At 53.5% G+C, this 23901-nt stretch carries 24 protein-coding genes; 8 read left to right on the plus strand and 16 right to left on the minus strand.

The genetic code is table 11. From position 1 onward, the window contains the following. Positions 1-9 precede the first annotated feature (9 nt). Positions 10-849, minus strand: coding sequence for a 16S rRNA (cytidine(1402)-2'-O)-methyltransferase (gene rsmI, locus Q0796_RS11650; protein WP_298443254.1), 840 nt, complete (start codon positions 847-849; stop codon positions 10-12). Positions 850-938: 89 nt separating this feature from the next. Between rsmI and Q0796_RS11655 the strand changes: the two genes are divergently transcribed. Genes Q0796_RS11655 through dolP form a run of 4 tightly spaced genes read left to right on the plus strand, consistent with a single transcriptional unit; the run spans position 939 to position 4263 of the window. Then, on the plus strand, positions 939-2759 hold the full coding sequence (locus tag Q0796_RS11655; RefSeq protein WP_298443256.1) for a penicillin-binding protein activator: 1821 nt from the start codon (positions 939-941) through the stop codon (positions 2757-2759). Continuing rightward, a complete protein-coding gene (locus Q0796_RS11660; protein WP_298443259.1) occupies positions 2760-3092 on the plus strand; it encodes a YraN family protein in 333 nt (110 codons plus the stop codon). 16 nt (positions 3093-3108) lie between these two features. Next, complete coding sequence (locus Q0796_RS11665) at positions 3109-3696, plus strand: phosphoheptose isomerase (protein WP_298443261.1); 588 nt, start codon at positions 3109-3111, stop codon at positions 3694-3696. Positions 3697-3699: 3 nt separating this feature from the next. Next, positions 3700-4263: a division/outer membrane stress-associated lipid-binding lipoprotein gene (dolP, locus tag Q0796_RS11670; protein WP_298443264.1), complete on the plus strand. Its 564-nt coding sequence runs from the start codon at positions 3700-3702 to the stop codon at positions 4261-4263. A gap of 69 nt (positions 4264-4332) precedes the next feature. On the opposite strand, the gene trpS is transcribed toward dolP, so the two are convergent. Genes trpS through rpe form a run of 3 tightly spaced genes read right to left on the minus strand, consistent with a single transcriptional unit; the run spans position 4333 to position 6706 of the window. Next, positions 4333-5340, minus strand: a complete 1008-nt coding sequence (trpS, locus tag Q0796_RS11675) for a tryptophan--tRNA ligase (protein ID WP_298443266.1) — start codon at positions 5338-5340, stop codon at positions 4333-4335. Next, positions 5340-6038, minus strand: a complete 699-nt coding sequence (locus Q0796_RS11680; protein ID WP_298443269.1) for a phosphoglycolate phosphatase — start codon at positions 6036-6038, stop codon at positions 5340-5342. The genes trpS and Q0796_RS11680 overlap by 1 nt, the downstream gene beginning before the upstream one ends. Then, positions 6038-6706, minus strand: coding sequence for a ribulose-phosphate 3-epimerase (gene rpe / locus Q0796_RS11685; protein WP_298443272.1), 669 nt, complete (start codon positions 6704-6706; stop codon positions 6038-6040). The genes Q0796_RS11680 and rpe overlap by 1 nt, the downstream gene beginning before the upstream one ends. A 189-nt stretch (positions 6707-6895) precedes the next feature. Between rpe and Q0796_RS11690 the strand changes: the two genes are divergently transcribed. The 3 genes from Q0796_RS11690 (at position 6896) to Q0796_RS11700 (ending at position 8003) form a co-directional block, all read left to right on the plus strand. Beyond that, positions 6896-7537 carry a TorF family putative porin gene (locus Q0796_RS11690; protein ID WP_298443275.1) on the plus strand — a complete coding sequence of 214 codons (642 nt, stop codon included), beginning with the start codon at positions 6896-6898 and terminating at the stop codon, positions 7535-7537. A 101-nt stretch (positions 7538-7638) separates the two neighbouring features. Then, positions 7639-7830: a hypothetical protein gene (locus Q0796_RS11695; RefSeq protein WP_298443277.1), complete on the plus strand. Its 192-nt coding sequence runs from the start codon at positions 7639-7641 to the stop codon at positions 7828-7830. 11 nt (positions 7831-7841) lie between these two features. Next, a complete protein-coding gene (locus Q0796_RS11700) occupies positions 7842-8003 on the plus strand; it encodes a DUF2970 domain-containing protein (RefSeq protein ID WP_363322315.1) in 162 nt (53 codons plus the stop codon). On the opposite strand, the gene Q0796_RS11705 is transcribed toward Q0796_RS11700, so the two are convergent. The 9 genes from Q0796_RS11705 to Q0796_RS11745 form a co-directional block, all read right to left on the minus strand. Further along, positions 8000-8809 carry a Dam family site-specific DNA-(adenine-N6)-methyltransferase gene (locus tag Q0796_RS11705; RefSeq protein ID WP_298443335.1) on the minus strand — a complete coding sequence of 270 codons (810 nt, stop codon included), beginning with the start codon at positions 8807-8809 and terminating at the stop codon, positions 8000-8002. The genes Q0796_RS11700 and Q0796_RS11705 overlap by 4 nt on opposite strands. Before the next feature lie 34 nt (positions 8810-8843). Then, complete coding sequence (locus Q0796_RS11710; RefSeq protein ID WP_298443281.1) at positions 8844-10415, minus strand: AAA family ATPase; 1572 nt, start codon at positions 10413-10415, stop codon at positions 8844-8846. Continuing rightward, positions 10412-11491 (minus strand): 3-dehydroquinate synthase, encoded by a 1080-nt coding sequence (gene aroB, locus Q0796_RS11715; RefSeq protein WP_298443284.1) that lies wholly within the window; start codon positions 11489-11491, stop codon positions 10412-10414. Before aroB ends, Q0796_RS11710 begins: the two co-directional genes overlap by 4 nt. Positions 11492-11512: 21 nt before the next feature. Further along, entirely contained in the window at positions 11513-12028 is a 516-nt protein-coding gene (gene aroK, locus Q0796_RS11720; protein ID WP_298443287.1) for a shikimate kinase AroK, read from the minus strand. 153 nt (positions 12029-12181) lie between these two features. Beyond that, positions 12182-14131, minus strand: coding sequence for a type IV pilus secretin PilQ family protein (locus Q0796_RS11725; RefSeq protein ID WP_298443289.1), 1950 nt, complete (start codon positions 14129-14131; stop codon positions 12182-12184). Between the two features lie 100 nt (positions 14132-14231). Further along, positions 14232-14747 carry a pilus assembly protein PilP gene (locus tag Q0796_RS11730; RefSeq protein WP_298443292.1) on the minus strand — a complete coding sequence of 172 codons (516 nt, stop codon included), beginning with the start codon at positions 14745-14747 and terminating at the stop codon, positions 14232-14234. Then, a complete protein-coding gene (locus Q0796_RS11735; protein ID WP_298443295.1) occupies positions 14744-15349 on the minus strand; it encodes a type 4a pilus biogenesis protein PilO in 606 nt (201 codons plus the stop codon). The genes Q0796_RS11730 and Q0796_RS11735 overlap by 4 nt, the downstream gene beginning before the upstream one ends. Before the next feature lie 2 nt (positions 15350-15351). Then, entirely contained in the window at positions 15352-15948 is a 597-nt protein-coding gene (locus tag Q0796_RS11740) for a PilN domain-containing protein (protein ID WP_298443298.1), read from the minus strand. Next, positions 15936-17012: a pilus assembly protein PilM gene (locus tag Q0796_RS11745; protein WP_298443301.1), complete on the minus strand. Its 1077-nt coding sequence runs from the start codon at positions 17010-17012 to the stop codon at positions 15936-15938. The genes Q0796_RS11740 and Q0796_RS11745 overlap by 13 nt, the downstream gene beginning before the upstream one ends. Positions 17013-17184: 172 nt before the next feature. Here Q0796_RS11745 and Q0796_RS11750 point away from each other — a divergent pair, with 172 nt between their 5' ends. Continuing rightward, positions 17185-19767, plus strand: a complete 2583-nt coding sequence (locus Q0796_RS11750) for a PBP1A family penicillin-binding protein (protein WP_298443303.1) — start codon at positions 17185-17187, stop codon at positions 19765-19767. A 107-nt stretch (positions 19768-19874) separates the two neighbouring features. On the opposite strand, the gene argH is transcribed toward Q0796_RS11750, so the two are convergent. The 3 genes from argH to Q0796_RS11765 are packed head-to-tail and all read right to left on the minus strand — an operon-like array spanning position 19875 to position 23896. Further along, a complete protein-coding gene (gene argH / locus Q0796_RS11755) occupies positions 19875-21767 on the minus strand; it encodes an argininosuccinate lyase (protein ID WP_298443306.1) in 1893 nt (630 codons plus the stop codon). Positions 21768-21771: 4 nt separating this feature from the next. Then, positions 21772-22983 carry an argininosuccinate synthase gene (locus tag Q0796_RS11760; protein ID WP_298443309.1) on the minus strand — a complete coding sequence of 404 codons (1212 nt, stop codon included), beginning with the start codon at positions 22981-22983 and terminating at the stop codon, positions 21772-21774. 4 nt (positions 22984-22987) lie between these two features. Next, positions 22988-23896, minus strand: a complete 909-nt coding sequence (locus Q0796_RS11765) for an ornithine carbamoyltransferase (protein WP_298443311.1) — start codon at positions 23894-23896, stop codon at positions 22988-22990. Between the last annotated feature and the right edge of the window lie 5 nt (positions 23897-23901).

The raw sequence follows: 23901 nt of genomic DNA on the forward strand, positions 1-23901 counted from the left end.
TATGCCACTCTACCAGCCCTGATCGAGCCCATGCTTGTAGAGTGCGTTCTTTTTAACCCCATGAATCTGCGCCGCCAATGCAGAAGCCTTCTTCAAGGGCAGTTCTTGGCACAATAATTCGGTGGTGCGTAGCGCTTCAGCCGACAACCCTTCGCCGTTATCGCGAAACGGAGCAATCATCATCACCATCTCACCACGAGTGCGGTTGTCGTCCTCTTTTAACCACTCAATCAGCTCACCCACGGGCAAACCTTTAATGGTTTCAAAACTTTTGGTGATCTCCCGCGCCAGCACCACTTGTCGCTCGGCGCCCATCACTTCGGCCACGCTGGCCAAGCTGTCGAGCACCCGCCGCGGTGATTCGTAAAAGATCATGGTGCGTGGCTCTTCCACGAGGGCTTGCAGCACATCGGTACGGCCTTTTTGCTTAGCCGGTAAAAAACCTTCAAAGGTGAAGCGATCCGATGGCAAACCCGAAGCACACAACGCGGTGGTGGCTGCACAAGGGCCAGGCAGCGGGATCACGGTAAAACCCGCCTCGCGTACTTGGCTAACAAGGTGATAGCCCGGATCGGAGATCAGTGGCGTCCCCGCATCCGACACCAGCGCAACGGCTTCGCCCGCTTGCAGCTTGCTAATGATGGTGCCAACGCGCTGGCGCTCATTATGATCGTGCACCGATAAGGTGCGGGTGCTGATGCCAAAGTGGCTAAACAACTTGCCGCTGTGGCGAGTGTCTTCGCAGCAGATCACGCTGACTTGTTCCAGCACTTGCAATGCCCGCTGGGTGATATCGGATAAGTTACCGATGGGCGTGGGCACAATATAAAGTGCAACATCTAGAGACATTAGGGGGTGACCTTAGGGCAAGCCAATTGGTTTACGACAAACAGGGAGTTAAACTAAGAGGTCTTAGTTTATCAGAGTGGATCCCACTGGTGAAAAGCCTTTCTGTTCAGACCGGTCGTCACGCCTTAATGGCACTAGCCCTATGTGGCTTAATCAGTTGTGCCAGCGCCCCTGCGCCCAAGCCAACGGTTTCTAAACCAACGGTGACGCTGGGCTTTGCCAGTGAAACCCCAGCTTACTACCTGCAGCAAGCGGAAGGCAGCCAAGATCAGCAGCGGTTGGCCTACTTGCTGCTTGCTGCCCGTGCGTACCTGGATCAAAACCAGCCACAACTGGCGCAGCAGTTATTAGAGCGCATCGGTGCTTCGATCCCCGAGTCTGGCACCTTGGCGGCGGAACAGCGTTTATTGCAGGCCAAATTGGCGCTGCTGCAAGGAGATCGCCAGCAGGCGCAACTATTGCTGCAATGGCCGCGGTCATGGAGCCTACCCGCCGCCCAGTGGCGTGATGCGTTAGCGATTGAGATCAGTCTCTACCAGCAAAGTGGTGATGCCTTAAATGCCGCCTATGGCCACTACCGCTTAACTCAATACTTGCCGCAACCGCTGCAACAGCAAAACTGGGACGCCTTATGGCAAGCGCTAAGCCCAGTCGGCGAAGCGCAACTGAGTGAACAGCTAAGCCAAAGCCGCGATCCAAACTGGCGCGGCTGGTTGGAGTTGGGCTTGATTGCCCAGCGTTACACCATGGATCCCAGCACCATGCTGCAGCAACTGGCGCAATGGCAGCAGCAAAACCCGAGCCACCCCGCGGCGCGTAAATTACCGGCGGCCTTAGAACGCACCATCAATGTGCAGCCCTATCGCCCAGCAAAAGTGGCGGTACTGCTGCCGTTATCCGGCCGCATTAGCCAGCAAGCTCGTGCACTGCAAGACGGCATGTTGGCTAACTTGCTGGATCAAGACGAACGCCGCCAAGTGGCATTTTTTGATACCGATGCCATTGATGCGGCCGATGCCTATCAGCAAGCGCTAGATCGTGGAGCCGAGTTTGTGATTGGCCCGCTGAGAAAGCAGAACGTGGATAAGGTGCTGGCCAACTACCAAGGTGAAGTGCCACTGCTGGCCTTAAACCAAGGGCTGCAAACGGCCGCCAAGCCGGATCTGTACTTCTTTGCCTTATCCCCAGAAGCGGAAGCCGAACAAGCCGCCCAACGCATGCAGCAGCAAGGGCTGCAGCGGCCACTGGTTTTGGCCTCTGGCAACGCCATTGGCAAACGCATGGCAGAACGCTTTGCGAAGCAGTGGCAAGAGCTTACCGACGACAGCGCCGAGATCCACTACTTCGGCGCAGGGCAGCAGATGCGTGGCTCGGTGCAGCAAGCGCTGCATGTGGATCAAAGTAACGCGCGCATCAAAGCGATTAAGCAGCTGTTTGGCCCCAAAACCGAAGCGGATTTCCGCTCCCGTCGTGACATCGACAGCCTCTACTTGGTTGCCAATGCCAGCGAAGTGCGGCTGCTAAAGCCATTTGTCGATGTGAGCTTAGCGGTGTTTGCCGATCCACTGGCGCTGTACACCAGCAGTCGTGCCCACGGCGATCTGCGTTCGGATCAACAAGCCGCAGAGCTACAAGGGCTACGCCTTAGTGACATGCCTTGGCTGTTGCGGGACAATAACCAACTGCAGCAGGCTACGGCGTTGTGGCCTAATCGCAGTTTGGCGCAACAACGCTTGTATGCCATGGGCTACGACAGCTGGAGCCTGATCGACCGGTTAGCGCAGATGCGGGTATTTACCGGCTACCGCATGCGCGGTTTATCCGGCCAGCTAACGGTGCAACCGGATGGCCAATTAGAGCGTGGCTTGGAATGGTCGCGGTACCACAAAAATGGATTAAAGGCCGACTAGATGCGAAGCCGCGGTGATCACGCAGAACAACAGGCACGGCGCTATTTAGAACAGCACGGGTTGCGTTTTGTTGCTGCCAATGTGCACTGCCGCTTTGGTGAGTTGGATCTGCTGATGCGCCATAACAACTACCTGGTGTTTGTGGAAGTGAAATTTCGCCAGCAACAAGGCTTTGGTGGCGCGCTGGCCGCGGTTAGCGCCAGTAAACAACAAAAATTGCGCCTAACCGCGCAATGGTATTTACAGCAGCAGGGCTCGCTCGATCTGCCCTGCCGCTTTGATGTGGTTGCCATTACCGGCGATCAGATCAACTGGATTGAAAACGCATTTTAAGAGGATATTCGCCCCCATGCTTGAGCGGATCAAAGAGAGTTTTACTGAGAGCATTCAAACCAAAATTGATGCGCTCGAAGCCCTACCAGAGCCATTAGAAAAGGCGTCGATGGTGATGGTGCAGTGCCTGCTCAGCGGCAATAAAATTCTGGCCTGTGGCAACGGTGGCAGTGCGGGCGATGCCCAGCATTTCTCATCCGAGCTGCTTAACCGCTTTGAAACCGAGCGTCCGAGCTTACCCGCCATCGCGTTAACCACGGACACCTCAACCATCACCTCGATCGCGAACGATTACAGCTACGATGAGATTTTTTCCAAGCAGGTGCGGGCTTTGGGTCAACCGGGCGACGTGCTGTTGGCGATCTCCACCAGCGGTAACTCCAATAACGTTATCAAGGCGATGGAGGCTGCGGTAAACCGCGACATGACCATCATTGTGCTCACCGGGAAAGACGGTGGCGCCATGGCGGGCTTACTGAGCGACAGCGATGTTGAGGTACGCGTGCCCAGCAACCGCACCGCACGCATTCAAGAGGTGCACCTTTTGGCCATTCACTGTTTGTGCGACAGCATTGATCGCACCCTATTTCCGCAAGAGGACTAACCCATGATCCGAGTGCTTTTCGCCTGTTTATTGGTGTCGCAATTGGCTGGCTGTGCCGCCGCCATTGTTGCTGGTACCGTGGGCACCGCCGTAATGGTGAATGATAACCGCAGCGTGGGCAGTCAAATTGACGATCACACCATTGAACTGGAAGTGATGGCCGCACTGAGCAACCACAAGGATCTGAGCAATCAAACTCGGATCAGCGCCACCAGCGTTAATCAGCAAGTGTTGTTGGTGGGTCAGGTACCCAACCAGATGCTGCACACCAAAGCGGTGCAGCTAATCAAACAGATTGACGGGGTTGAACGAGTGCACGATCAACTGCGTACGGGGAATCCTCTGGGCTTTACCAGTCGCTCTAACGACAGCTGGATCACCACCAAGGTGAAGTCACGCATGCTCAGCAACGACAAGCTGAATTCGTTGCGGATTAAAGTGGTTACCGAAAACCGTGAAGTATTCTTACTGGGTGTGATCAGTCAGCAAGAAGCCAAACTGGCGGTGGATATTGCCCGCAATACCGATGGCGTTAGTAAGGTCATTAAGGTGTTCCAATACCGCTAAGTTCTTCGGCGGCTACAAACAAAAAACCGGCGTATTGTACGCCGGTTTTTTATTGCCTGGGCTGCGGAGTTAACGCGGCATCGCTGGCAAGCCCAGTACGTTGTGTACCCGAGCTAAGGTTTTAGCCGCGCGTTCACGGGCGCCCATGGCACCGGCTTTCATCACTTGATCCAAGTAGCCTTGATCGGCACGAATATCATTGTAACGCTGCTGCATTGGCTCCAAGAAGGCACACACCGACTCGGCGGTGGCGACTTTCAGGTGGCCATACATCTTACCTTCAAACTCGGCCTCAATCTCAGCGTGGCTCTTACCCGAGGTAGCAGAGTAGATGCTCATCAAGTTAGAAACGCCCGCTTTGTTTTCAATATCAAAGCGCACGATCGCTGGGTCATCGGAATCGGTTACCGCTTTCTTAAACTTCTTGGTGATCAGCTTAGGATCTTCCAGCAAGCCGATGCGGTTGTTGGCGTTATCGTCGGATTTCGACATCTTCTTGGTTGGCTCTTGCAAGCTCATTACCCGCGCGCCAGCCGCTGGGATGTGCGGCTCTGGCACGGCGAAGGTATCACCGTAAATGTTGTTGAAACGGGTGGCGATATCGCGGCTTAGCTCTAAGTGCTGCTTCTGATCATTGCCCACGGGCACTTCGTTGGTTTGATACAACAAAATATCCGACGCCATCAGCACGGGGTAATCGAACAAACCAACGTTGATGTTTGACGCGTGGCGCTGAGATTTGTCTTTAAACTGGGTCATCCGGTTCAGCTCACCCATCTGGGTGTAGCAGTTCAAGATCCAGCTCAGTTGCGAATGCTCTGGCACGTGTGACTGCAGGAAGATGGTGCTCTTGTTTGGATCGATCCCCAGCGCTAAGTACAGCGCCAAGGTATCCATGCACGCTTGGTGCAGCTTCGCGGGATCTTGACGAACGGTAATGGCGTGCAGATCAACCACACAGTACAACGCATCATGAGTCTCTTGCAGGTTTACCCACTGACGCAACGCGCCCATGTAGTTACCTAAAGTCAGCCCACCGGAGGGTTGGGCGCCGCTAAATACGATCGGTTTGCTCATTATGCGCAGTTCTCTGTTAGTGCCGGCAGTGACGCCAGCAGGTGTTGAAAGTGATCTAGGGCCAAGTTCGGTTGTTCTATTCGAATGTCTTGGCCGTAGTTGTAACCGTAGCTTAGCCCTACGCTTGGGCAGTTAGCCGCCTTAGCCGCTAAAATGTCGTTACGAGAATCGCCCACCATCAGCAGTTGCTGTGGCTGTAACTGCCAACGGGATAACAGGGTATTCAGTGGCAATGGGCTGGGTTTTCGTTCCGCTAGGCAATCGCCACCAAACCAAAACTCAAAGTGGCTTGCGATCCCAGCATCCAGCAGCAGTTGCGCCACAAATTGGCTGGGCTTATTGGTGACAAGTGCCAATTTATAGCCCCGCCGTTGCAGCTCACTGAGGGTCGAAGCCACCTGTGGGTACAGCATGCTAGGGTTAGCTTGATGCTTGGCGTAAGCACGGTTGAAATGCGCCAACGTTTGCTCAATTAACGCGGATGGCAGCGTGGGATCCGGCTCAACCGCATTGCTTAAGGCGCGCTTAATCAGCATCAAGGCACCGTTACCAATCCAGTCTAGGGCATCCGCTTGCTGACACGGAGGCCGACCCACCGCCACTAAGGCTTCAGCCGCTGCGGCGGCTAAGCTCGGGCCCGAATCGATCAAGGTGCCATCCAAATCAAACGCGATGGCACGAACGTTGGCAAATTCCATTACGCTTGCGCCAATTCAGCGCGCATCTGATCAATCACCGCTTTGTAATCTGGCTGATTGAAAATGGCAGAGCCCGCCACAAACATATCGGCACCGGCTGCCGCAATCTCGCGGATGTTATCCACTTTTACGCCGCCATCGATCTCTAGGCGAATATCGCGGCCGCTGGCATCAATGCGTTGGCGTACTTCGCGGATCTTATCCAAGGTGCCAGGAATGAAAGACTGGCCACCAAAGCCAGGGTTAACCGACATCAGCAAGATCACATCCAGTTTATCGATAACGTAATCCAAGTAATGCAGTGGCGTTGCCGGATTAAACACCAAGCCAGCCTGACAACCGTGTTCTTTGATCAGCTGAATGCTGCGATCCAAATGCTCGCTGGCTTCTGGGTGGAAGGTAATGATAGAAGCACCGGCTTTAGCAAAATCCGGGATCAAGCGATCCACCGGCTTCACCATCAAATGCACATCAATGGGTGCAGTAATGCCGTAATCCCGCAATGCCTGACACACCATTGGGCCAATGGTCAGGTTGGGAACATAGTGGTTATCCATAACATCAAAATGAACCACGTCGGCGCCATCGGCCAGAACCTTAGCTACGTCTTCACCCAAGCGGGCAAAATCCGCGGACAAAATGGATGGTGCGATCAAGTGCTTAGTCATTACCTTGTCTCTAAATCCGTCAGTAAAAGTGGCCACATTCTATCGCTTTGACTTATGAGACCCAAATGGCTTTTTATACTGACATTGCCGTCAGCACAAAAGATCAGTAATTTAACAATCACCCCCTAGGTTCATCCTCACCACTGACTGACTTATTTTGGGCTTGCCCACACACTAAAGGGATCGATGATGAACATGTTTATACGCTCCACCTTCGCTGCCACGGTATTGATCAGCAGCGCCAACGCTGCCGCCCTCGAACTGGGCTCCGGCACCAACGTCACCTTTAACGCCGCGGTGGTAAGCAACTACTTGTTCCGTGGCGTCACCCTGTCTGATGATAAAATTGCTGGGCAATTAGGGGCCGATTTAGAACATGATTCTGGCTTCTATGCTGGCGTGTGGGGCTCAAATTACGACAACGATGGCGATAACGAGATTGAGATCGATTGGTGGGGAGGCTACGGCTTTGCCATTAACGACAACATCGACATCGATCTTGGCGTAACCCGCTACTACTATGCCGATGTCGGCGGCCACAGTACGGAATTTTACGCGGGGGCGGCTGTCTATGGTTTGGGGTTAACCCTCTACTACGACGACACCTTGGAATCCTATTACTTTGAAGGCAATTACGATTTCGATGTTGCCGACAACACCGTCTTAAGCACCCATGCCGGTTACACCGAACCCGATGGCGCCGATGGTGCCTATGACATGGGCGTTACCGTAACCTATGACTGGAACGAGTACGTGGCGCTTTTTGTTGGCGTAGTGACGCACGAAGAGGAAGATGAAGCCTTTGTTGCTGGTGTTAATTTTTCGTTTTAATTTGACTGGTTAATTTATCAACAATTACGATATAATCGCCTTCATGGATCCGCAGGAGGCGATTTTTTATGGTTCGCGTGAGTAAGAAACAGTGGGCGGCAATGCTGGTAATACTGGCTCTGTTCGCAGCACCACAAATCAGCCATAAAGCCTCTTGCTGGCTTACTGAGCAATGCGCCAACAGCCAACAAAAAGTCGGTTGGGTGCAATGGCTCGTCAGCTCCAGTGGCCAGCTGCACTTCTTCAATCTGCTTGAGCTATTCCACCAGCCCAACTCTGATAATCACTTCTAATGCAGACGCTATTGAGCGTACTTGCCGCCCTATTTGGGGTACAAACCGAAGCCAACCGACAGCGGGATTTTGCGCGCCAATCGCCGCTGCCCTTCATCGTGGTTGGTGTTGTGCTGATCGTACTGTTTGTGCTGAGCCTGATGGCTTTGGTGCAGTGGGTATTGCCCGCTTAACGATATAGCGCGAACAGCTCTGGCACTTTCTTACGCCCGTTAGCGCTTTGGCTAATGGAGCGCTGCACCGTAATGGTTTCCATTTTTGACTCGTGATACAGCTTTCGAGCCACCGGCGTATCGTGGTTACTGATCAAAGTAGGCACGCCGCGTTGTGCCGCTTCTGCAGCACAGTCCGCCAGCAACGCTTGATCGTCCAACGAAAAACCACCACTGGCGTAGCTGGTAAAGTTAGCCGTCGTCGACAACGGCAAGTACGGTGGATCGCAATAGATTACATCGCCGCTTTGTGCCCGAGCAAAAGACTCGGCATAACCTTCGCAAATAAAGGTGGCTCGCTGGGCTTTTTCAGAAAAGAAACGCAGCTCTTTTTCTGGAAAATAAGGCTTTTTATAGGAACCAAACGGCACATTGAAACCGCCTTTTTTGTTGTAACGACACAGGCCGTTATAACCGAAGCGATTCATGTACAAAAACAGCAGCGACCGATCCCACACTGCGGTGGTTTGGTTAAACTCAGCACGCAGTCCGTAGTAGGTTTCTTTATCGTTATTTTCTGGCGTAAACAGTTTTTGCGCATCGGCAATAAACTGTTCTGGCTTATGCTTCAGGACATTGTACAAACCGATGAGATCAGGATTGATGTCACTAAGCTGGTAGGAATCAAAATCGGTATTGAGAAACACCGAACCGGCACCGACAAAGGGTTCAACCAAACGTTCAGCCACAGGCAAACGTGCGGATATTTGATCCACAAGTTTGTATTTACCACCTGCCCATTTCAAAAACGCTCTGGATTTTGTCATCTGCCAATCTTCGTTTGCCGTAAAGGCGGGGATTTTACCTATCTTCCGACAGGAACTCAGCCAATTGTTGCTCTTGCGCCAACTCTTTTTGCACCGCCGCGACGGGTTTAGCATAGGGGCGCAGCTTTTGTACCGCTTCTGGTAAAGTTTTCACCGCTGCCAACGCTTCCCCTTTGTTGGCATAGCCGCCGGTCACCAAGATATACCACGACCGAGGTTGGCGACGATTGCGGTACACCCGCAACGGCAATTGCTGCAGTTGATGACTGGCAATAAAGCCACGCACCAACTTAGGGTACGAATACACCGCCAATTGCAGCACGTAGCTGTCACTTGGCCGCTCGGCGAGCGGTTGCTGCTCTAACGGCAGTGGTGGCAAGGGCTCAACGCTGGCTTCTGGCTTCGGCTTCGGCTTCGGCTTCGGCTTCGGCTTCGGCACAATAGCATCGGTCGCAACTAAGGGCTGATTTTGTGCTGGCCACTGCCCTGCCAACGGTTCGGCTAATTCCGCTTGAACTGGCATATTGTTGTCGCTGTCTACGGTCGTGCGATCAGTACGCTCTAAACCGGCGGCAGCCAGAGCATTCGCTATGCTATTGGCATCCACATCCAGCGCATCAATAACGATGGGGTCCGCCGCTTGCCGTGGTTTTGATTGCATCGGCTGTGCTGGTGCTGCTTCTTGCTCTAATTCGGGCTCCGGCGCCAGTGCCGCAGGCAGTGCCATCGAGTTGGCTGCCACCTGATCTGCGCTGCCTGCCGGATCGGTGCGTGCATTGTCTGGTAACGATACTTCAATACGACCGGTTACCGCGGGTGGACTGACTGGCGGCTGATCCCACCACCACCATAACGCCAGCAACATCATCATTACGGCAATCGCCGCGATAGCACGCTGATGAAACACGCTTAACCGTGCCCAGCCACGAGGCTGATGCAACTCAACCTTGGCCTCTGCGATAGCCACGACTGCCGCCGCCGTGCCATCGCATTCACGCAGTTGCAACTCAATGGCATCATCATGAGCCATTCGCGCTTGCCCAGGCAGCTGCGTTAATTGCTGATACAAACTTTGCCGCTCACGCATCGACAGCGGCAGCACCTCGACTGGCAGCAACTGCTCGGTAAAACTGCTGGGCAGCTCTTGGTGGAGTCGATCGACTAAGTCGGTCTCAGTAACCACCATCAACGTAATTTGATTGGCAGCCAAACGGGGATCGTCCAGCAAGCTCAGCAGTTCCGCCAGCAGCGTATCCGCCATAAAGTGGCCATTATCGATGACAATCAGCGCACGCCCTTGCTGTCCCAGCAATAGCCGCTCTAACGTATCCGGCAATGGCTCTTTGCTATCAAACACCCCCTGCTGCACCAACTGGCTGATCACCTGAGAGCGCAATGTCGCCGGATCATCGTCCGCACGGACAGCAACATAGGCTTGATTGAACTCTTCACAGCGTTCCATCAGCTGCTGCGCCAATACCGTTTTACCGGTGCCCAGCAAACCATGCAGCAAGATCAGATGATCGCCGTATTCAACCAGATAACGTAGGCGCTCCAGTAAGCTGCGCTGACTGGGCAATAACGAGAAGGGGACCGCTGTGGTCATAGATGCTGAAACAGTTGCTGCAATTGCGTTTCGGTAACGCTGCTAACCACTTCAGTTTGGCCAATGGCCCGAGGGAGTACCAAGCGCACCACACCCTGCAGCGCTTTCTTATCGCGACGCATGTGCGGCATAAATTGAGCAAAGCCCATGTTCGCAGGTGGAGACAACGGCAAGGAAAATGCCGCCAGCAACGCTTCAATTCGAGCCACATCAGCGGCGTTTAACCACGACAGTTGCGCCGCTAATTTAGCCGCAAGCACCATACCGGTCGCCACAGCTTCACCGTGCAACCAGTTACCGTAGCCTTGCTCTGCTTCAATTGCATGACCAAAAGTGTGGCCAAGATTGAGCAGGGCTCGTACCCCTTGCTCAGTTTCATCCTGAGCCACCACTTCAGCCTTGATTTCACAACAGCGACGAATGGCGTAAACCAGTGCATCCTGCTGCTGTTCAAGTAATGCGATTTGGTTTGCTTCTAACCAGTCGAAGAAATCACGGTCCCATAAGATCCCGTACTTGATGACTTCGGCCATGCCGGCAGCGAATTCTCGCGCTGGCAACGTATTGAGCGTATCCATATCCATCAACACCAATTGCGGCTGATGGAAGGCACCAATCATATTTTTACCGAGGGGGTGGTTGACCGCAGTTTTGCCGCCAACAGAGGAATCAACTTGAGCCAGCAGAGTGGTGGGCAGCTGACAAAATGCCACGCCGCGCTGATAACTGGCCGCGGCATAGCCGACCATGTCACCAATTACCCCACCGCCAAGCGCCACAAAACCACAATCACGGCCCAGCCCCAGTTGCAGTGCTTTGCTGTAGATGTCGTTCAGGGTGCTAAGGGTTTTGAAACGCTCGCCATCAGGCAATATCAAGCTATCGACCTGACAGCCACAACGTTCAAGCAGCGCCTGAGCGCGTTCAAGATACAACGGTGCCACAACGTCATTGCTGATCAGCAATAATCGTTGTGGCAAAGATGTGCGGATCAGCTCGTCACCCTGTTGCAGCAACCCTGAGCCAATAAAGATGGGGTAACTGCGTTGCCCCAACTGCACATCTATACGTTCCATCGCGATATCCTGTTACTGGGTTTAGAAGCCCAGACGCTCGATGATGATGTTAGCCACCACCTTGGCGCTTTGATCGTCGGTGCGAACCACCAGATCAGCCACGTCTTCGTAGAGTGGGTTGCGCTCGCCCGCGAGGCCTTCCAGCACTTCGCGTGGCTCATCCACTTGCAGCAGTGGACGGCGCTTATCACGCTGAGTACGCGCAACTTGCTTTTCAATGGTGGTTTCAAGGTAAACCACGATACCGCGAGCAGATAGACGATTACGCACCTCTTTGCTTAACACCGAGCCGCCACCAGTGGCCAGCACAATGCCTTGCTTTTCGGTTAAATCATCAATCACCTTTGCTTCTCGAACACGGAAGCCTTCTTCACCTTCAACATCAAAAACCCAAGAGATGTCGGCACCACTACGGGCTTCGATCTCATGGTCAGAGTCAAAGAATTCAAGATGAAGCATTTGAGCTAGGTGTCTACCAATGGTGCTCTTACCGGCGCCCATTGGACCTACTAGGAAGATATTTCTTTTTTCAGCCATTTCTATAGTCGAATTAGTAAAACACTAACTAGCGACCACCGGTTACGGCGGCGGAAAATTACCCACATTGACGCTAATTTTGGTGGCAGATTATCGCAGGGAATGGCGTTGTAACGCAATAGAGGACGACACCTTGTGCCGTCCTCTTGCTAATTAGAGCTGATCAATGACGATTTTAGGGGTGACAAAGATCAGTAATTCCGACTTTTCCGAGAAATCATTGGTGGTACGGAACAGCCAACCCATGTACGGGATGTCGCCTAAAATGGGCACCTTGGTTACCGTTTGCTGATTCTGCTGCTGATAAATACCACCTAACACAATCGTTTCACCATTACGGGCCAACACTTGGGTTGAGATCCGCTGGGTATCAATCGCGGTAGCCGGCCCCGTCGCGGTTTGCACCGTTTCGCCTCGGGTATCTTGGGTTACGGTTAGATCCAAGACAATGCGGTTATCTGGGGTGATCTGCGGCGTCACGGTTAAGCCCAGCACCGCTTTTTTGAACTCCACCGACGTCGCACCGCTGGAAGTGGATTGCACGAACGGGATCTCAACCCCCTGCTCGATGAAGGCAGTGAACTGGTTTGCCGTGGTTAAACGCGGACTGGCGATGATCTCGCCTTTGTTTTCACGCTCTAACGCCGACAGTTCCAGATCCAAGATGGTGCCATCGCCTAACTTAGCCACTTGGAACGCAATGCTGCCTGCAGGCTCGGCCACCGGCAAATTAACGTTCAAACGCTCATCTAATGACGGGATCTGATTCTCGCCAATCAAATCATCCAGTGCAGGGAGCGACCCTGAGGTACCACTGTCGTTCTGCAGATCAGTAATGCCCCACCGTACGCCAATCTCTTCAGTGATGTTGTCACGGATGGTCACCATGCGGGATTCAATCACCACCTGTTTGATTGGCACATCAAGTACCTCAACCAAGCGATGAATGTCTTCTAAACGCTCCGCCGTGTCTTGCACCAATAGAGTGTTGGTTCGCTCGTCTACCGAGACCGTGCCCCGCTCCGACAATAACGTGCCACCGTCACCGGACAGTAGCGAAGCAATACTCACCGCTTTGGCGTAATTGATCTGCACGTATTCAGAGAACAGCGGAGCCACCTCTTTGCTTTCTTGCTGCTGCCGCAACTGCTCGTTCTCTTGGGCAATCAATTCGTCACGGGGGGCCACTAACAGAATGTTGCCTTCAATGCGTTTATCTAAACCATTGATCCGCAAAATCATCTCTAACGCTTGATCCCACGGCACATCATCCAAGTTCAAGGTCAGATTGCCAGAAACGTTGTCGGTGGTCACCAAGTTGAAGTCGTTGTGATCGGCAATGATCTGCAGCACCGTACGAACAGGAATATCCTGAAAGTTCATCGACAGCTTACTGCCATTAAACACCTTTTCAGGGTCAACCTGCTCTTCTGGTTCGCTGATCAACAGGTGGAACTTATCCCCCTCTTGGCGGTATTCGTATTCAAACGCTTTACCGCCCATATCCAACCGAACTTGGCTGTTACTGCCATCTTGAAAGGTTTCAAAGCCTTTTACGTGGGTATTGAAATCTTCCACGTTAACCACATACAGCAGCTCATCGTTGATGTCGGTGTTGTACAGGGTCACCATCAGATCTGCGCCTAAGCGCTCAAGATTAACTGCGGTAGAGGCGCTGCTCAGATCCAGCACCAGCTCACCGGCATTGCCTTCCGCTCGGTGGAAATCGATCGCTTCCACCACGCTGCTGGAACTGGCCGCCGAGACTGGTGAGCTATCATTCAGCACCAGATAAAATTTATCGCCTTCAATTCGCGACTGATACGGCGCGATCTGATCCAACATGATGTTGGCGCTGATCCCTTCAACCGTATCGTTAATCACAATGCGGTCGACCCCTTGCAGCCCAACCGGCACTGATGTCATCGATAACAGGGAATCCTGATCGGCAAAGTTCAGTTTGATTTGAGCGGGATCCGCCGCCAGCAAGATCTCTGGCTCACCTTCAATGGTGGAGAAGGTAAATTCCAACTCAACTTGGTTGCCCACTTGAGTTTGATATTTCAGATCGATCAGTTCACCTGCCCAAGCCGTGGATTGCATCCCGCAAACGAAGCCTAGGGCCAACATTTTGCTTGCAAAAGTGCTGGCTTGACTGGAAAACCATTTGTGTCCGTGCATGGTTTATACCTTTTGGAAAAATTTAGTTGTTCGCCATTGCCAATTGCGTTTCACGCTTGGTCCAGCAGCCTCTACCATCTGGGATCCATTCTGCGACCACCAATTCAACCTGTCCGATAGATTCAATCTGGCCGTGGAACATCCCTAAATAATCGCCTTGTTTCACCGAGTAGACGGTGCCGTCACTGCTTTGCAGCAAGGCCCAGCGTTCCTGTTGATCACGCATCACCCCACGTAAACGGAAACTGTCGACCCCGAATGCTTCTAGCGGGCCTCGATCTCGGTCTAAATTAGGCTGTGGGCAGTCACTGCGACTGTCGCCATCACGATCGTCCAATCGTACCCGTTGGTATCGAAATGGACTCCGCAGATCCGCAACGCTGTATGGCACAACGGTGATCTCTGGTGGCTCAGGCGTTTCTTCATTAAACACCACCGGATCCGCTTGTACTTCAGCCACGTACTGATGCAGATCGCTCAAGTTACCGCTACAGGCGCTGAGCATTACGCAAGAGAGCGCCACTAAGGTCTTTTTCATTTCGCCCCCTGCGCCGCATCGGTGCTTTTCGGCTCAGAGAAGCGATAGGTCTTGGCCGTTACCGTCATGGTTAGCGGTGCGTCCTCGCCACGAGACATAGTGAAATCATGCAAACTCACAATCCGTGGTAATCCTGCCACCCCTGACGAGAAAGCGCCAAAATCATGGTAACCACCAGTTACTTTCATTTCGATCGGCATCTCGATGTAGAACTCACGTTCCACTTCCGGCTTCCAGTTTAAGCTTTGGATCTGCAAGCTCGCATCGGTCGCCAAGTAGGTCATCGAATCGAGCAAGCCTGGCATCTCAGTTGCCGTAGGCAGCATGGTTAACAGATCAGCAAATTGTTGTTGCATCAGCTCAAGCTGTTCGCGGTACTTCGGTAAGTTGGCCGCCAGCTTATATTTTCGTTCGAACTCATTTTTAAGCTCGATCTCTTTCTGCTCTAACTGCTCCAGCTGAGTAATACTGTCGCGCACCACCGTGTAGTAGCCCAGTACACTGAGCAGCACCACCATGACCAACGCCAGCATGATTTTGGCCGGTTTAGGCCACGTGCCAATACTTTCGAGCTCCAGCTCGTTAAGTTGATTTAAATCCATGGTTAACGCCCCCTCGCTATCGCAGCAAGTTCATCTTCTGCTTCAAGTGGGCCGTCACCCAATGGCAACACCACCATATCCAGCTTGAAGGCGTTTTCCCGCAACTCGCTGTTATCGGAAGCGATGATCTGGTGCACCTTTGGCTCAGACAACCAGCGCGCACTTTCCACCTGACGCATCATACTGGCCAAGTGGTTATTGGAATCACAATAACCTTGAATCGAAACCGCCGAGCCGTTGACCGACACTTGAGTTAAATACACCCCTGGCACCATGACACGCGCCAATTCGTTCATCACCTGTACCGGTACGTGCCGCTGCTGTTGCAGCTGGCGAATCACATCAATTCGAGTCAGCAGCTTCTGCTTTTGCTCTTTGATTTCACGAATTTCGCGGATCTGAATGTCCAGGTTCAGGATCTCAGCTTGCAAGTATTGGTTTCGCTCACGCTGATTTTCCTGCATCTGTCCCAACCACATGCTTATCCCCATCACCACCAATAAGGTGAAACCGGCGATAATGGCAAGGATCAACAGGTATTGTTGCTTTAACCGAGCCCGCTGCGCTTCGCGCCACGGCAATAGGTTTATATGTGCCATGATTCAAAGCTCCTTAAAGCCAAGCCGCAAGCCACCATGTAGCGAGAGATCTCCTCTTCTACACGCTGCTGCAATGCGTCATCGGCACGTAAGCGCCCAGCAAAGGGATTGGCCAAATGCACAGGAATGCCTAACTCCGTGCCCAGCATGGCAGCCATCCCTTCGATCTGAGCGCTGCCGCCACACAGAATAATGCTGTCGACATTTTCATAATTGGTCGAGTTTGCAAAGATTTGAATGGTGCGGCGGATCTGCTGCAGAAATTGAGTTTGGAAAGGCGCTAACACTTCAAAGATGTAATTACGTGGCAGCTCACCGCTGACTTTCGCCCGCTCTGCTTCTTCGTAACTCATGCCGTAGTAAGACAAGATGGATTGGGTAAATTGCTCGCCCCCAAAGGCTTGCTCACGAATAAAGACCGTTTCGCCTTCCGCGATGACCGCAAAGGTGGTGATGCTGGCCCCTAAATCGATCACCCCCACCACTTGGCCAATCCCTGCGCCTGGCAGCTGCTCTGCCATCAGCTTATAGCTGCGACCCAGCGCATAGCCTTCAACGTCGATCACGCGGCTTTCTAACCCTGCTGCCTCAAGTGCTTCTACCCGAGCATCAACATTATCGGAACGGCAAGCCGCCAATAAGATCTCAACCTTATTGGTTTCTTCGTTGGTTTTTAGCGGTTCAAAGTCGATGTTTACGTCATCAAGCGGATACGGGATCAAGCTGTCTGCTTCAATCTCGATCTGCGCTTCGAGCTCCTCATCAGATAAGGAGGCGTCCATAAAGATCACTTTGGTCATTACGGTCGAGCCCGACACCGAAGCGGCACCGAACTTGGCACTTTTGGGCATATCTGCCCTAACTTGTCGCATTGCTGCGGCAACGGCACCGGCATCACGGATCTCTCGATCCACCACTGCGCCTTTGGGTAACGGTACCCGAGAAATGCCCTCTAGCTGATACCCTTCTGCGGTTTCAGCGAGTAATACGGCTTTCACTTCCTGTGTACCGATATCGACCCCAACCATTGACGGCGTTTGGGGCTTGAACCAGTCAGCCAACATGTCTATCCCTGCCTGTTGGTAAAAAACTAATTATCTGGATTAACCTACCACACTAACATAACAAATCATTGATTATATTAGTTACTATTGAAAACATTGGCATCCCTTTAGCCCTACTGACGCACAATGTATAATCAACGGTCGGCTTTCTATTTTTTCGGGTATTTATTGAGTGAAGTGGTTTAAACGCTTTTTAGCGATGATCTGTCTTATGGCCATTTTAGGCTTGGCTGGCTTAGCTGGCCTATATTATTGGATCGCCCCAGATCTACCGGATGTTGATTCACTCAAAACCGTACAGTTGCAAACCCCAATGCGCGTGTTCAGTGCCGACGGCAAACTGATCTCTCAGTTTGGTGAGAAACGTCGCATACCCGTGCGTTACGAACAAGTGCCGAAAACCCTCATTGATGCGGTACTGGCTACCGAAGACGCCCGCTTTTTCGAACACAACGGGGTGGATCCCATTGGTGTGGCTCGAGCCGCGTTTGTCTTGATCACTACGGGCCGGAAGGCTCAAGGTGCATCAACCATCACCATGCAGGTGGCGCGAAACTTTTTTCTTACCCGTGAAAAAACGTATATTCGAAAAGTAAAAGAGATCTTTATTGCCTTAGAAATCGAACGGTTATTAAGTAAAGAAGAGATCCTTGAGCTTTACCTTAATCGCAGCTTTCTTGGCAATCGCGCTTACGGTGTCGGGGCCGCAGCGCAGGTGTATTACGGCAAAGATGTCAGCCAATTAACGTTGGCCCAGATCGCCATGATTGCCGGTTTACCGCAGGCACCTTCCGCCGCCAACCCCATTCGTAACCCTAACCGCGGTAAAACCCGTCGTAATGTCGTGTTGGGGCGGATGCTGTCTGTGAACGCCATCACTCAGGCGCAACACGACCAAGCAGTAACAGAGCCGGTTACGGCCAAATACCATGGCGCCGAAATTGAACTCTACGCCCCCCATTTAGCCGAAATGGCGCGGGATTATCTGGTGGCGAAATATGGTGATGAAGCCGCCTATACCCAAGGCTTCAATATCTACCTAACGGTGGATTCCAGCACCCAGCTGCAAGCGGAACAAGCCGTACTGCGTAACCTCTTTGCTTACGATATGCGCCACGGTTATCGCGGCCCCGCCGCCCAACTGTGGGCAGCAACGCCAGCAGCGGATCCGGCAACCACTGAGGCGACACCGGCCTCGCTGAGCCCCGATGCGGCCGAAGCCGAGGAAGTGCTCCCCGCCGTCAGTGGTTGGCGTGCCGAGCAGATCATCAGCCACCTTGCCACCGTTAAAGCTCACCATAAGCTGCAAGCGGCGGTCGTGCTGCAAGTTGCAGAGCAAACGGCTGAGGTAATGAATGCCGAAGGCGTTACCCAAACTTTAACTTGGGACGGGATCAAGTGGGCTCGAGAGTATCGCAGCGATACTCGCCAAGGCCCGGCACCAAAACAAGCCAGTGACGTATTAACGGCGGGAATGCAGATATGGTTACGCCAGCAAGGTGATACCTTAATGCTGGCCCAGTTACCGCAGGTCAGCAGTGCCTTTGTGGCGCTGGATCCCTACAACGGCGCCATTAAGGCACTGATTGGTGGCTACGACTTTGGCCAAAGCCAATACAACCGAGTAACCCAAGCGAAACGTCAATTGGGCTCAAACATTAAGCCGTTCCTATACTCGGCAGCACTGGAAAACGGCTTTACCCTCGCGAGCTTGGTGAATAACGCCCCAATCACGAAATGGGATCGCAGCCAAGGAACCGCATGGCGCCCACGTAACTCCCCCGACATCTACACCGGCCCAACACGAGTACGACAAGGGTTAGCGCAATCGATCAACGTGATGGCGGTGCGTACCCTGCGCCAAATTGGCATCAACACCTTCATCGATCACGCCAGCCGTTTTGGGTTTGATCCGAGCGAATTACCACGTAACGAATCGCTGTCGCTGGGCTCGGCCTCAGCAACCCCGCTAGAAAACGTGCGTGGTTTCGCAGTCTTTAAAAATGGAGGCTTCTTGATCGAGCCGTTCTTTATTGAACGGATCGAGGGCCGTAACGAGCGGATCATCGAGCAAGCCCAACCCAAGATCGCCTGTGCTGATTGTGAACAAGCGTTGTTGGCACAAGCTCAGGCCACTGACGGGGAAACCCCAATGTTACCGCAGTGTTTGTGGCCACAAGAGCAGTTGGCCCCACGGGTGATCAGCGCCCAAAATGCCTTTTTGATCCGTCAAACAATGCAATCGGTGATCCAAGGTGGCGGCGACTGGAACGCTGGTACGGGCTGGAACGGCACCGCCTGGCGTGCTGCCCGGTTGCTGAATCGACGTGATATTGGTGGCAAAACCGGCACCACCAACGAAGCACGCGACACTTGGTTTTCCGGTTATGCCCCAGGCATTGTGGCCAGTGCCTGGGTTGGTTTTGACGATCACAGCCGTAAGCTCGGTCGCACCAGCTGGAACGCCAACGCCCCGCGGGATCAGATCACCGCTGGGGAATCCGGAGCAAAAACCGCAGGCCCTGCGTGGAACTACTTTATGAAAAGCTATCTGGCGGATGTCGCCACAGAGCGCACCACCGTACCGGAAGGCATTGTGACCGCCCGCATCGATCGCGCCAGCGGTAAGCTCTCAACCCAAATCGATTCCAGCTCGATGTTTGAGTACTTTATTGATGGCACCGTGCCAACCGAAGTGGCTCAGCCACAGCAGCCAGAAGATCCGGTCTTTGAGCAGGAAGAAGAGCTGTTCTAGCCGCGACCCAAGCGGTGCGTTCGCGGCCTAAACCCAGCGTCAGCACCAATAAAAACACCGCCAACTGGCGGTGTTTTTATTGGTGTCATGTCAGCTTGCTGCGTGGGTCAGCACAGCTGATATTCCATCGCTTCCTCATCGCAAGCGTGCTTACGTGGGCACAGCTCGCAATCTTTCATCACCTTCTCTGGCAGGGTCTCTTTACTGGTTTCGCTGAAGCCCAATTTAGTAAAGAAGCCCGGCACCCGCGTGAGCACAATCAGCCGTTCCAGCTCCAGATCCCGTGCCCGTTTCAGCATGTAATCCACTAACGCTCGACCTTGGCCTTGGCTGTGGTGACGAGGATCAATGCCAACGCTGCGCAGCTCGGCCAAACCGGTTTCGTAGATGTAGAGCGACGCACAGCCAATCACCTTGCCGTCTTGTTCCGCCACAGAGAAATCCAGCACATCCTGCAAGATCTGATCGCGACTGCGCGGCAGGGTTTCCCCCTTCTGCGCCCAAAAATCGTTGATGGTCTTGATCTGATCCACATCTGACAGCTTAGCTGGCCGCACAGACAGCAGCTCCGCCTTGTGCGCGTTTAATCGCTCTTGGCTTTGCGTAAAGGCTACGGTGACGTTGTCGGCCGGATCGCTCGGCTCTTGATGTTGCTTACCCAGCGCCTTGGCGATCTGTGCCAACGAGGTGCCGCCCTGCGCCACCCGCTTGGCCAAGGTGGCGTCGATGGTCAGGTGCTGATAGACATCGGAGCCAATAATGGCACTGAACGCCTGCAACTCTGGCAGGGTAAAGGCTTCCAGCGCTTTATTGGCTGAAATGGCCGCCAGCACCACTTCGCCCACCACGTGGTGCGCTTCTCGAAACGGCATCCCCTTCGACACCAGGTAATCCGCCAGTTCGGTGGCGTTGGCGTAACCTTGCTGCGCTGCCGCCAACGACCGCTGCTTGTTGACCTTCACGCCTTCCAACACCAATGCGGTCATATCCAAACACATCAACCAAGTATCAATGGCGTCAAACAGGCCCTCTTTATCTTCCTGCATGTCCTTGTTGTAGGCCATTGGCAGCGCTTTCATGGTGGTCAGAATGCCTACCATGGCCCCATACACTCGGCCAGACTTGCCACGGATCAGCTCCAGCGCATCGGGGTTTTTCTTTTGCGGCATCAACGACGAGCCCGAGGTCACCGCGTCAGCCAGTTCAATGAAGCCGGCTTCACCGCTGTTGTAGAAAATCAGATCTTCGGCCAAACGGGATAAGTGCATCATTGACGTGGCCGCAGCGCTGCACAGCTCAATCACATGATCGCGATCCGACACCGAATCGAGGCTGTTGTTGCTGGCCTGACGAAAACCAAGTGCCTGTGCCAATAACTGCCGATCGACGTTGTAAGCCGTCCCCGCCAAAGCACCACTGCCAAGCGGGCAGGTGTCGAGCCGCGCTAAGGCATCCCGCACCCGAGTTAAATCTCGCTCAACCATCTCAACGTACGCTAAACACCAGTGGCCAAAGGTCACCGGCTGCGCCCGTTGCAGGTGGGTGTACCCCGGCAACACGGTTTGCGCTTCTTTGGCGGCCAGTTCAAGCAACTGCTGCTGCAACTTCACTAACGCCGCAAGCACCGCTTCGCCTTGGTCTTTACACCACAGTTTCAAATCGGTGGCGACCTGATCATTACGGGAGCGACCGGTATGCAATTTCTTGCCCAGATCACCCACTTGCTCAATCAACGCCGACTCCACAAAGCTGTGGATGTCCTCAGCACCGGAAGCCAACACTTGTTCGTCGGTTACCGTTTCCGATAGCTGCGTTAATGCCGCGACTAAGGCGCTGTGTTCCTGTTCATCTAATACCTCAACTTGCTTGAGCGCCCCCGCCCAAGCAATCGAGCCGGTAATATCTTGCTGCACTAGGCGGTAATCCACCGGCAACGAATCATTGAACAACTTAAACCGCTGATCCGCGGCGCCGGCGAACCGGCCTCCCCATAGTGCCATGGTGTTACTCCTCGTTGCTGGTGTTGGTCGCGGCGATCCGGCTGGATAAGCTGAACAACCGAATGAAGCCTTCAGCGTGTTTCTGGTTGTACACTTCGTCTTCTTCGAAGGTAGAAAACGCTTCACTGTAGAGTGAGTTAACACTTTGACGCTGAGTCACCGTCGCTTGCCCTTTGTACAGTTTGACAACCACTTCACCGGTGAGCGGCTGCGCTAAGCTCGCCGAGGCAGCCAGCAGCGCCTGACACACAGGGGTAAACCAGCGGCCGTCGTACAACACATGGGAAAACTCGGTGCCCAGTTGCTCGCGCAATTTAAACGAAGCTTTATCCAACACCATGGTTTCCAAACCGCGCAACCCGGCGTTGATCACGGTGCCACCTGGGGTTTCATAACAGCCGCGGGACTTCATCCCCACCAGCCGATTTTCGACAATGTCGATACGGCCAACACCATGAATAGCCGCCACATCGTTGAGGTAGCACAGGGCGTTGTATGGTGTCATGGATTCGCCATCAACGGCGGTCAGTACCCCATGGGTGTAAGCCAGCTTAACGTACTGGGCTTGATCCGGCGCTTGTTCCGGCGAGTTGCTCCAGGTCCACACCTGCTCTGACGGTTCGCACCACGGATCTTCCAGCTCGCCGCCTTCATGGGAGATATGCCACGCATTGGCATCACGGCTGTAGATCTTCTCAGCACTGGCTGAACACGGAATGTTTTTACTTGCCAAGTAATTCAGCAGATCGGTACGGGACTGCATGCTCCATTCCCGCCACGGGGCAATCACATTCAGCTGTGGCGCTAATGCCGCGTAGGTCGACTCAAACCGCACCTGATCGTTGCCTTTGCCGGTGCAACCGTGACACAGCGCATCGGCGCCAAGCTCCAGTGCCAACTCAACTTGAGCCTTAGCAATGATTGGCCGCGCCATCGCCGTCCCTAACAGGTAAGTGCCTTCGTACAGGGCGCCGGTCTGCAAGATGGGGTTAACGTAATCCGCCACAAACTGCTCTTTCAAGTCCACCACATAGCACGCCGAGGCACCGGATTGCTTGGCTTTCTCTTCAACCCCAACTAACTCTTCCGCGCCTTGGCCAACGTCGGCAACAAAGGCCACAACCTCACAATCGTATTGCTCTTTAAGCCATGGAATGATGGCCGAGGTATCCAAACCGCCAGAATAGGCCAGTACAACTTTGCTGATTTGAGTCATGGGATTAGTCCTTTAGAAGCGTGTATAAAATGGCGTTTTGGATGTGCATCCGATTTTCAGCTTGATCGAAGATGAGCGAACTTGGCCCATCCATCACCTCAGAGCTGATCTCGTAGCCTCGATGCGCCGGCTGGCAGTGCAACACGTGCTTAGCGCCGGTCAGATCCAACAAGGCTTGATTGATTTGGTAAGGCATAAAGGTGGCTTTAACTTGGCCTAGTGGGGTGCTGTCTCCCATCGACACCCAAGTGTCGGCGTAAAGGCAGTCCACCCCTTCCAATGCGCTCACGTCGCTAGACAGCACCAGTTCGCCACCATGCTGCTGAGCCAATTGCTGACATTGCTGCACGACGTGGCCATCGGGGAAGTGGCCGGCGGGGCACACCACCACCATCTTGGCGCCTAGCTTCGCAGCGGCGATCATTAAAGAATGGGTAACGTTGTTGCCGTCGCCGACATAACCCAGCGCCACTTGGCTTAGATCGTTGTGGTGCTCTGCCAGCGTCATAAAATCCGCCATTCCTTGGCAGGGGTGGTACAGATCCGACAGCGAGTTAACCACGGGGACGGTCGCGTACTTTTGCAATTGCTCTAAGGTGGTGTGGCTAAAAACCCGCGCGACAATGGCATCACACCAGCGAGACAAATTAAGGGCGAAATCCTGCACCGTTTCCCGCTCGCCCAAGGCGCCATTTTGCTGATCTAAGTAGAGGCTGTGGCCCCCAAGCTTATTGATGCCAATGTCGAAGCTGACTCGAGTACGCAGGCTCGGCTTTTCAAATAGGGTAACAACGCTTTTGCCCGCTAACGCTTGGCTGTATGGGGCGTAGTCGTGCTTCATTTTTTTGCCCAACTCAATCAACGCTAAGATTTGGGCTGGGGTAAGATCATTGATGCTCAGAAAGTGCTGCATGGAAA

The sequence above is a fragment of the uncultured Ferrimonas sp. genome (assembly GCF_947489035.1).
In the GTDB taxonomy this organism is placed as follows: Bacteria; Pseudomonadota; Gammaproteobacteria; order Enterobacterales; family Shewanellaceae; genus Ferrimonas.

What these genes read in the sequence shown, in the direction of transcription:
- rsmI (WP_298443254.1), bottom strand. Translation starts at nt 849, where the DNA reads ATGTCTCTAGATGTTGCACTTTATATTGTGCCCACGCCCATCGGTAAC.
- Q0796_RS11660 (WP_298443259.1), top strand. Translation starts at nt 2,760, where the DNA reads ATGCGAAGCCGCGGTGATCACGCAGAACAACAGGCACGGCGCTATTTA.
- Q0796_RS11665 (WP_298443261.1), top strand. Translation starts at nt 3,109, where the DNA reads ATGCTTGAGCGGATCAAAGAGAGTTTTACTGAGAGCATTCAAACCAAA.
- dolP (WP_298443264.1), top strand. Translation starts at nt 3,700, where the DNA reads ATGATCCGAGTGCTTTTCGCCTGTTTATTGGTGTCGCAATTGGCTGGC.
- trpS (WP_298443266.1), bottom strand. Translation starts at nt 5,340, where the DNA reads ATGAGCAAACCGATCGTATTTAGCGGCGCCCAACCCTCCGGTGGGCTG.
- Q0796_RS11680 (WP_298443269.1), bottom strand. Translation starts at nt 6,038, where the DNA reads ATGGAATTTGCCAACGTTCGTGCCATCGCGTTTGATTTGGATGGCACC.
- rpe (WP_298443272.1), bottom strand. Translation starts at nt 6,706, where the DNA reads ATGACTAAGCACTTGATCGCACCATCCATTTTGTCCGCGGATTTTGCC.
- Q0796_RS11690 (WP_298443275.1), top strand. Translation starts at nt 6,896, where the DNA reads ATGAACATGTTTATACGCTCCACCTTCGCTGCCACGGTATTGATCAGC.
- Q0796_RS11695 (WP_298443277.1), top strand. Translation starts at nt 7,639, where the DNA reads ATGCTGGTAATACTGGCTCTGTTCGCAGCACCACAAATCAGCCATAAA.
- Q0796_RS11705 (WP_298443335.1), bottom strand. Translation starts at nt 8,809, where the DNA reads ATGACAAAATCCAGAGCGTTTTTGAAATGGGCAGGTGGTAAATACAAA.
- Q0796_RS11710 (WP_298443281.1), bottom strand. Translation starts at nt 10,415, where the DNA reads ATGACCACAGCGGTCCCCTTCTCGTTATTGCCCAGTCAGCGCAGCTTA.
- aroB (WP_298443284.1), bottom strand. Translation starts at nt 11,491, where the DNA reads ATGGAACGTATAGATGTGCAGTTGGGGCAACGCAGTTACCCCATCTTT.
- aroK (WP_298443287.1), bottom strand. Translation starts at nt 12,028, where the DNA reads ATGGCTGAAAAAAGAAATATCTTCCTAGTAGGTCCAATGGGCGCCGGT.
- Q0796_RS11725 (WP_298443289.1), bottom strand. Translation starts at nt 14,131, where the DNA reads ATGCAATCCACGGCTTGGGCAGGTGAACTGATCGATCTGAAATATCAA.
- Q0796_RS11730 (WP_298443292.1), bottom strand. Translation starts at nt 14,747, where the DNA reads ATGAAAAAGACCTTAGTGGCGCTCTCTTGCGTAATGCTCAGCGCCTGT.
- Q0796_RS11735 (WP_298443295.1), bottom strand. Translation starts at nt 15,349, where the DNA reads ATGGATTTAAATCAACTTAACGAGCTGGAGCTCGAAAGTATTGGCACG.
- Q0796_RS11740 (WP_298443298.1), bottom strand. Translation starts at nt 15,948, where the DNA reads ATGGCACATATAAACCTATTGCCGTGGCGCGAAGCGCAGCGGGCTCGG.
- Q0796_RS11745 (WP_298443301.1), bottom strand. Translation starts at nt 17,012, where the DNA reads ATGTTGGCTGACTGGTTCAAGCCCCAAACGCCGTCAATGGTTGGGGTC.
- argH (WP_298443306.1), bottom strand. Translation starts at nt 21,767, where the DNA reads ATGGCACTATGGGGAGGCCGGTTCGCCGGCGCCGCGGATCAGCGGTTT.
- Q0796_RS11760 (WP_298443309.1), bottom strand. Translation starts at nt 22,983, where the DNA reads ATGACTCAAATCAGCAAAGTTGTACTGGCCTATTCTGGCGGTTTGGAT.
- Q0796_RS11765 (WP_298443311.1), bottom strand. Translation starts at nt 23,896, where the DNA reads ATGCAGCACTTTCTGAGCATCAATGATCTTACCCCAGCCCAAATCTTA.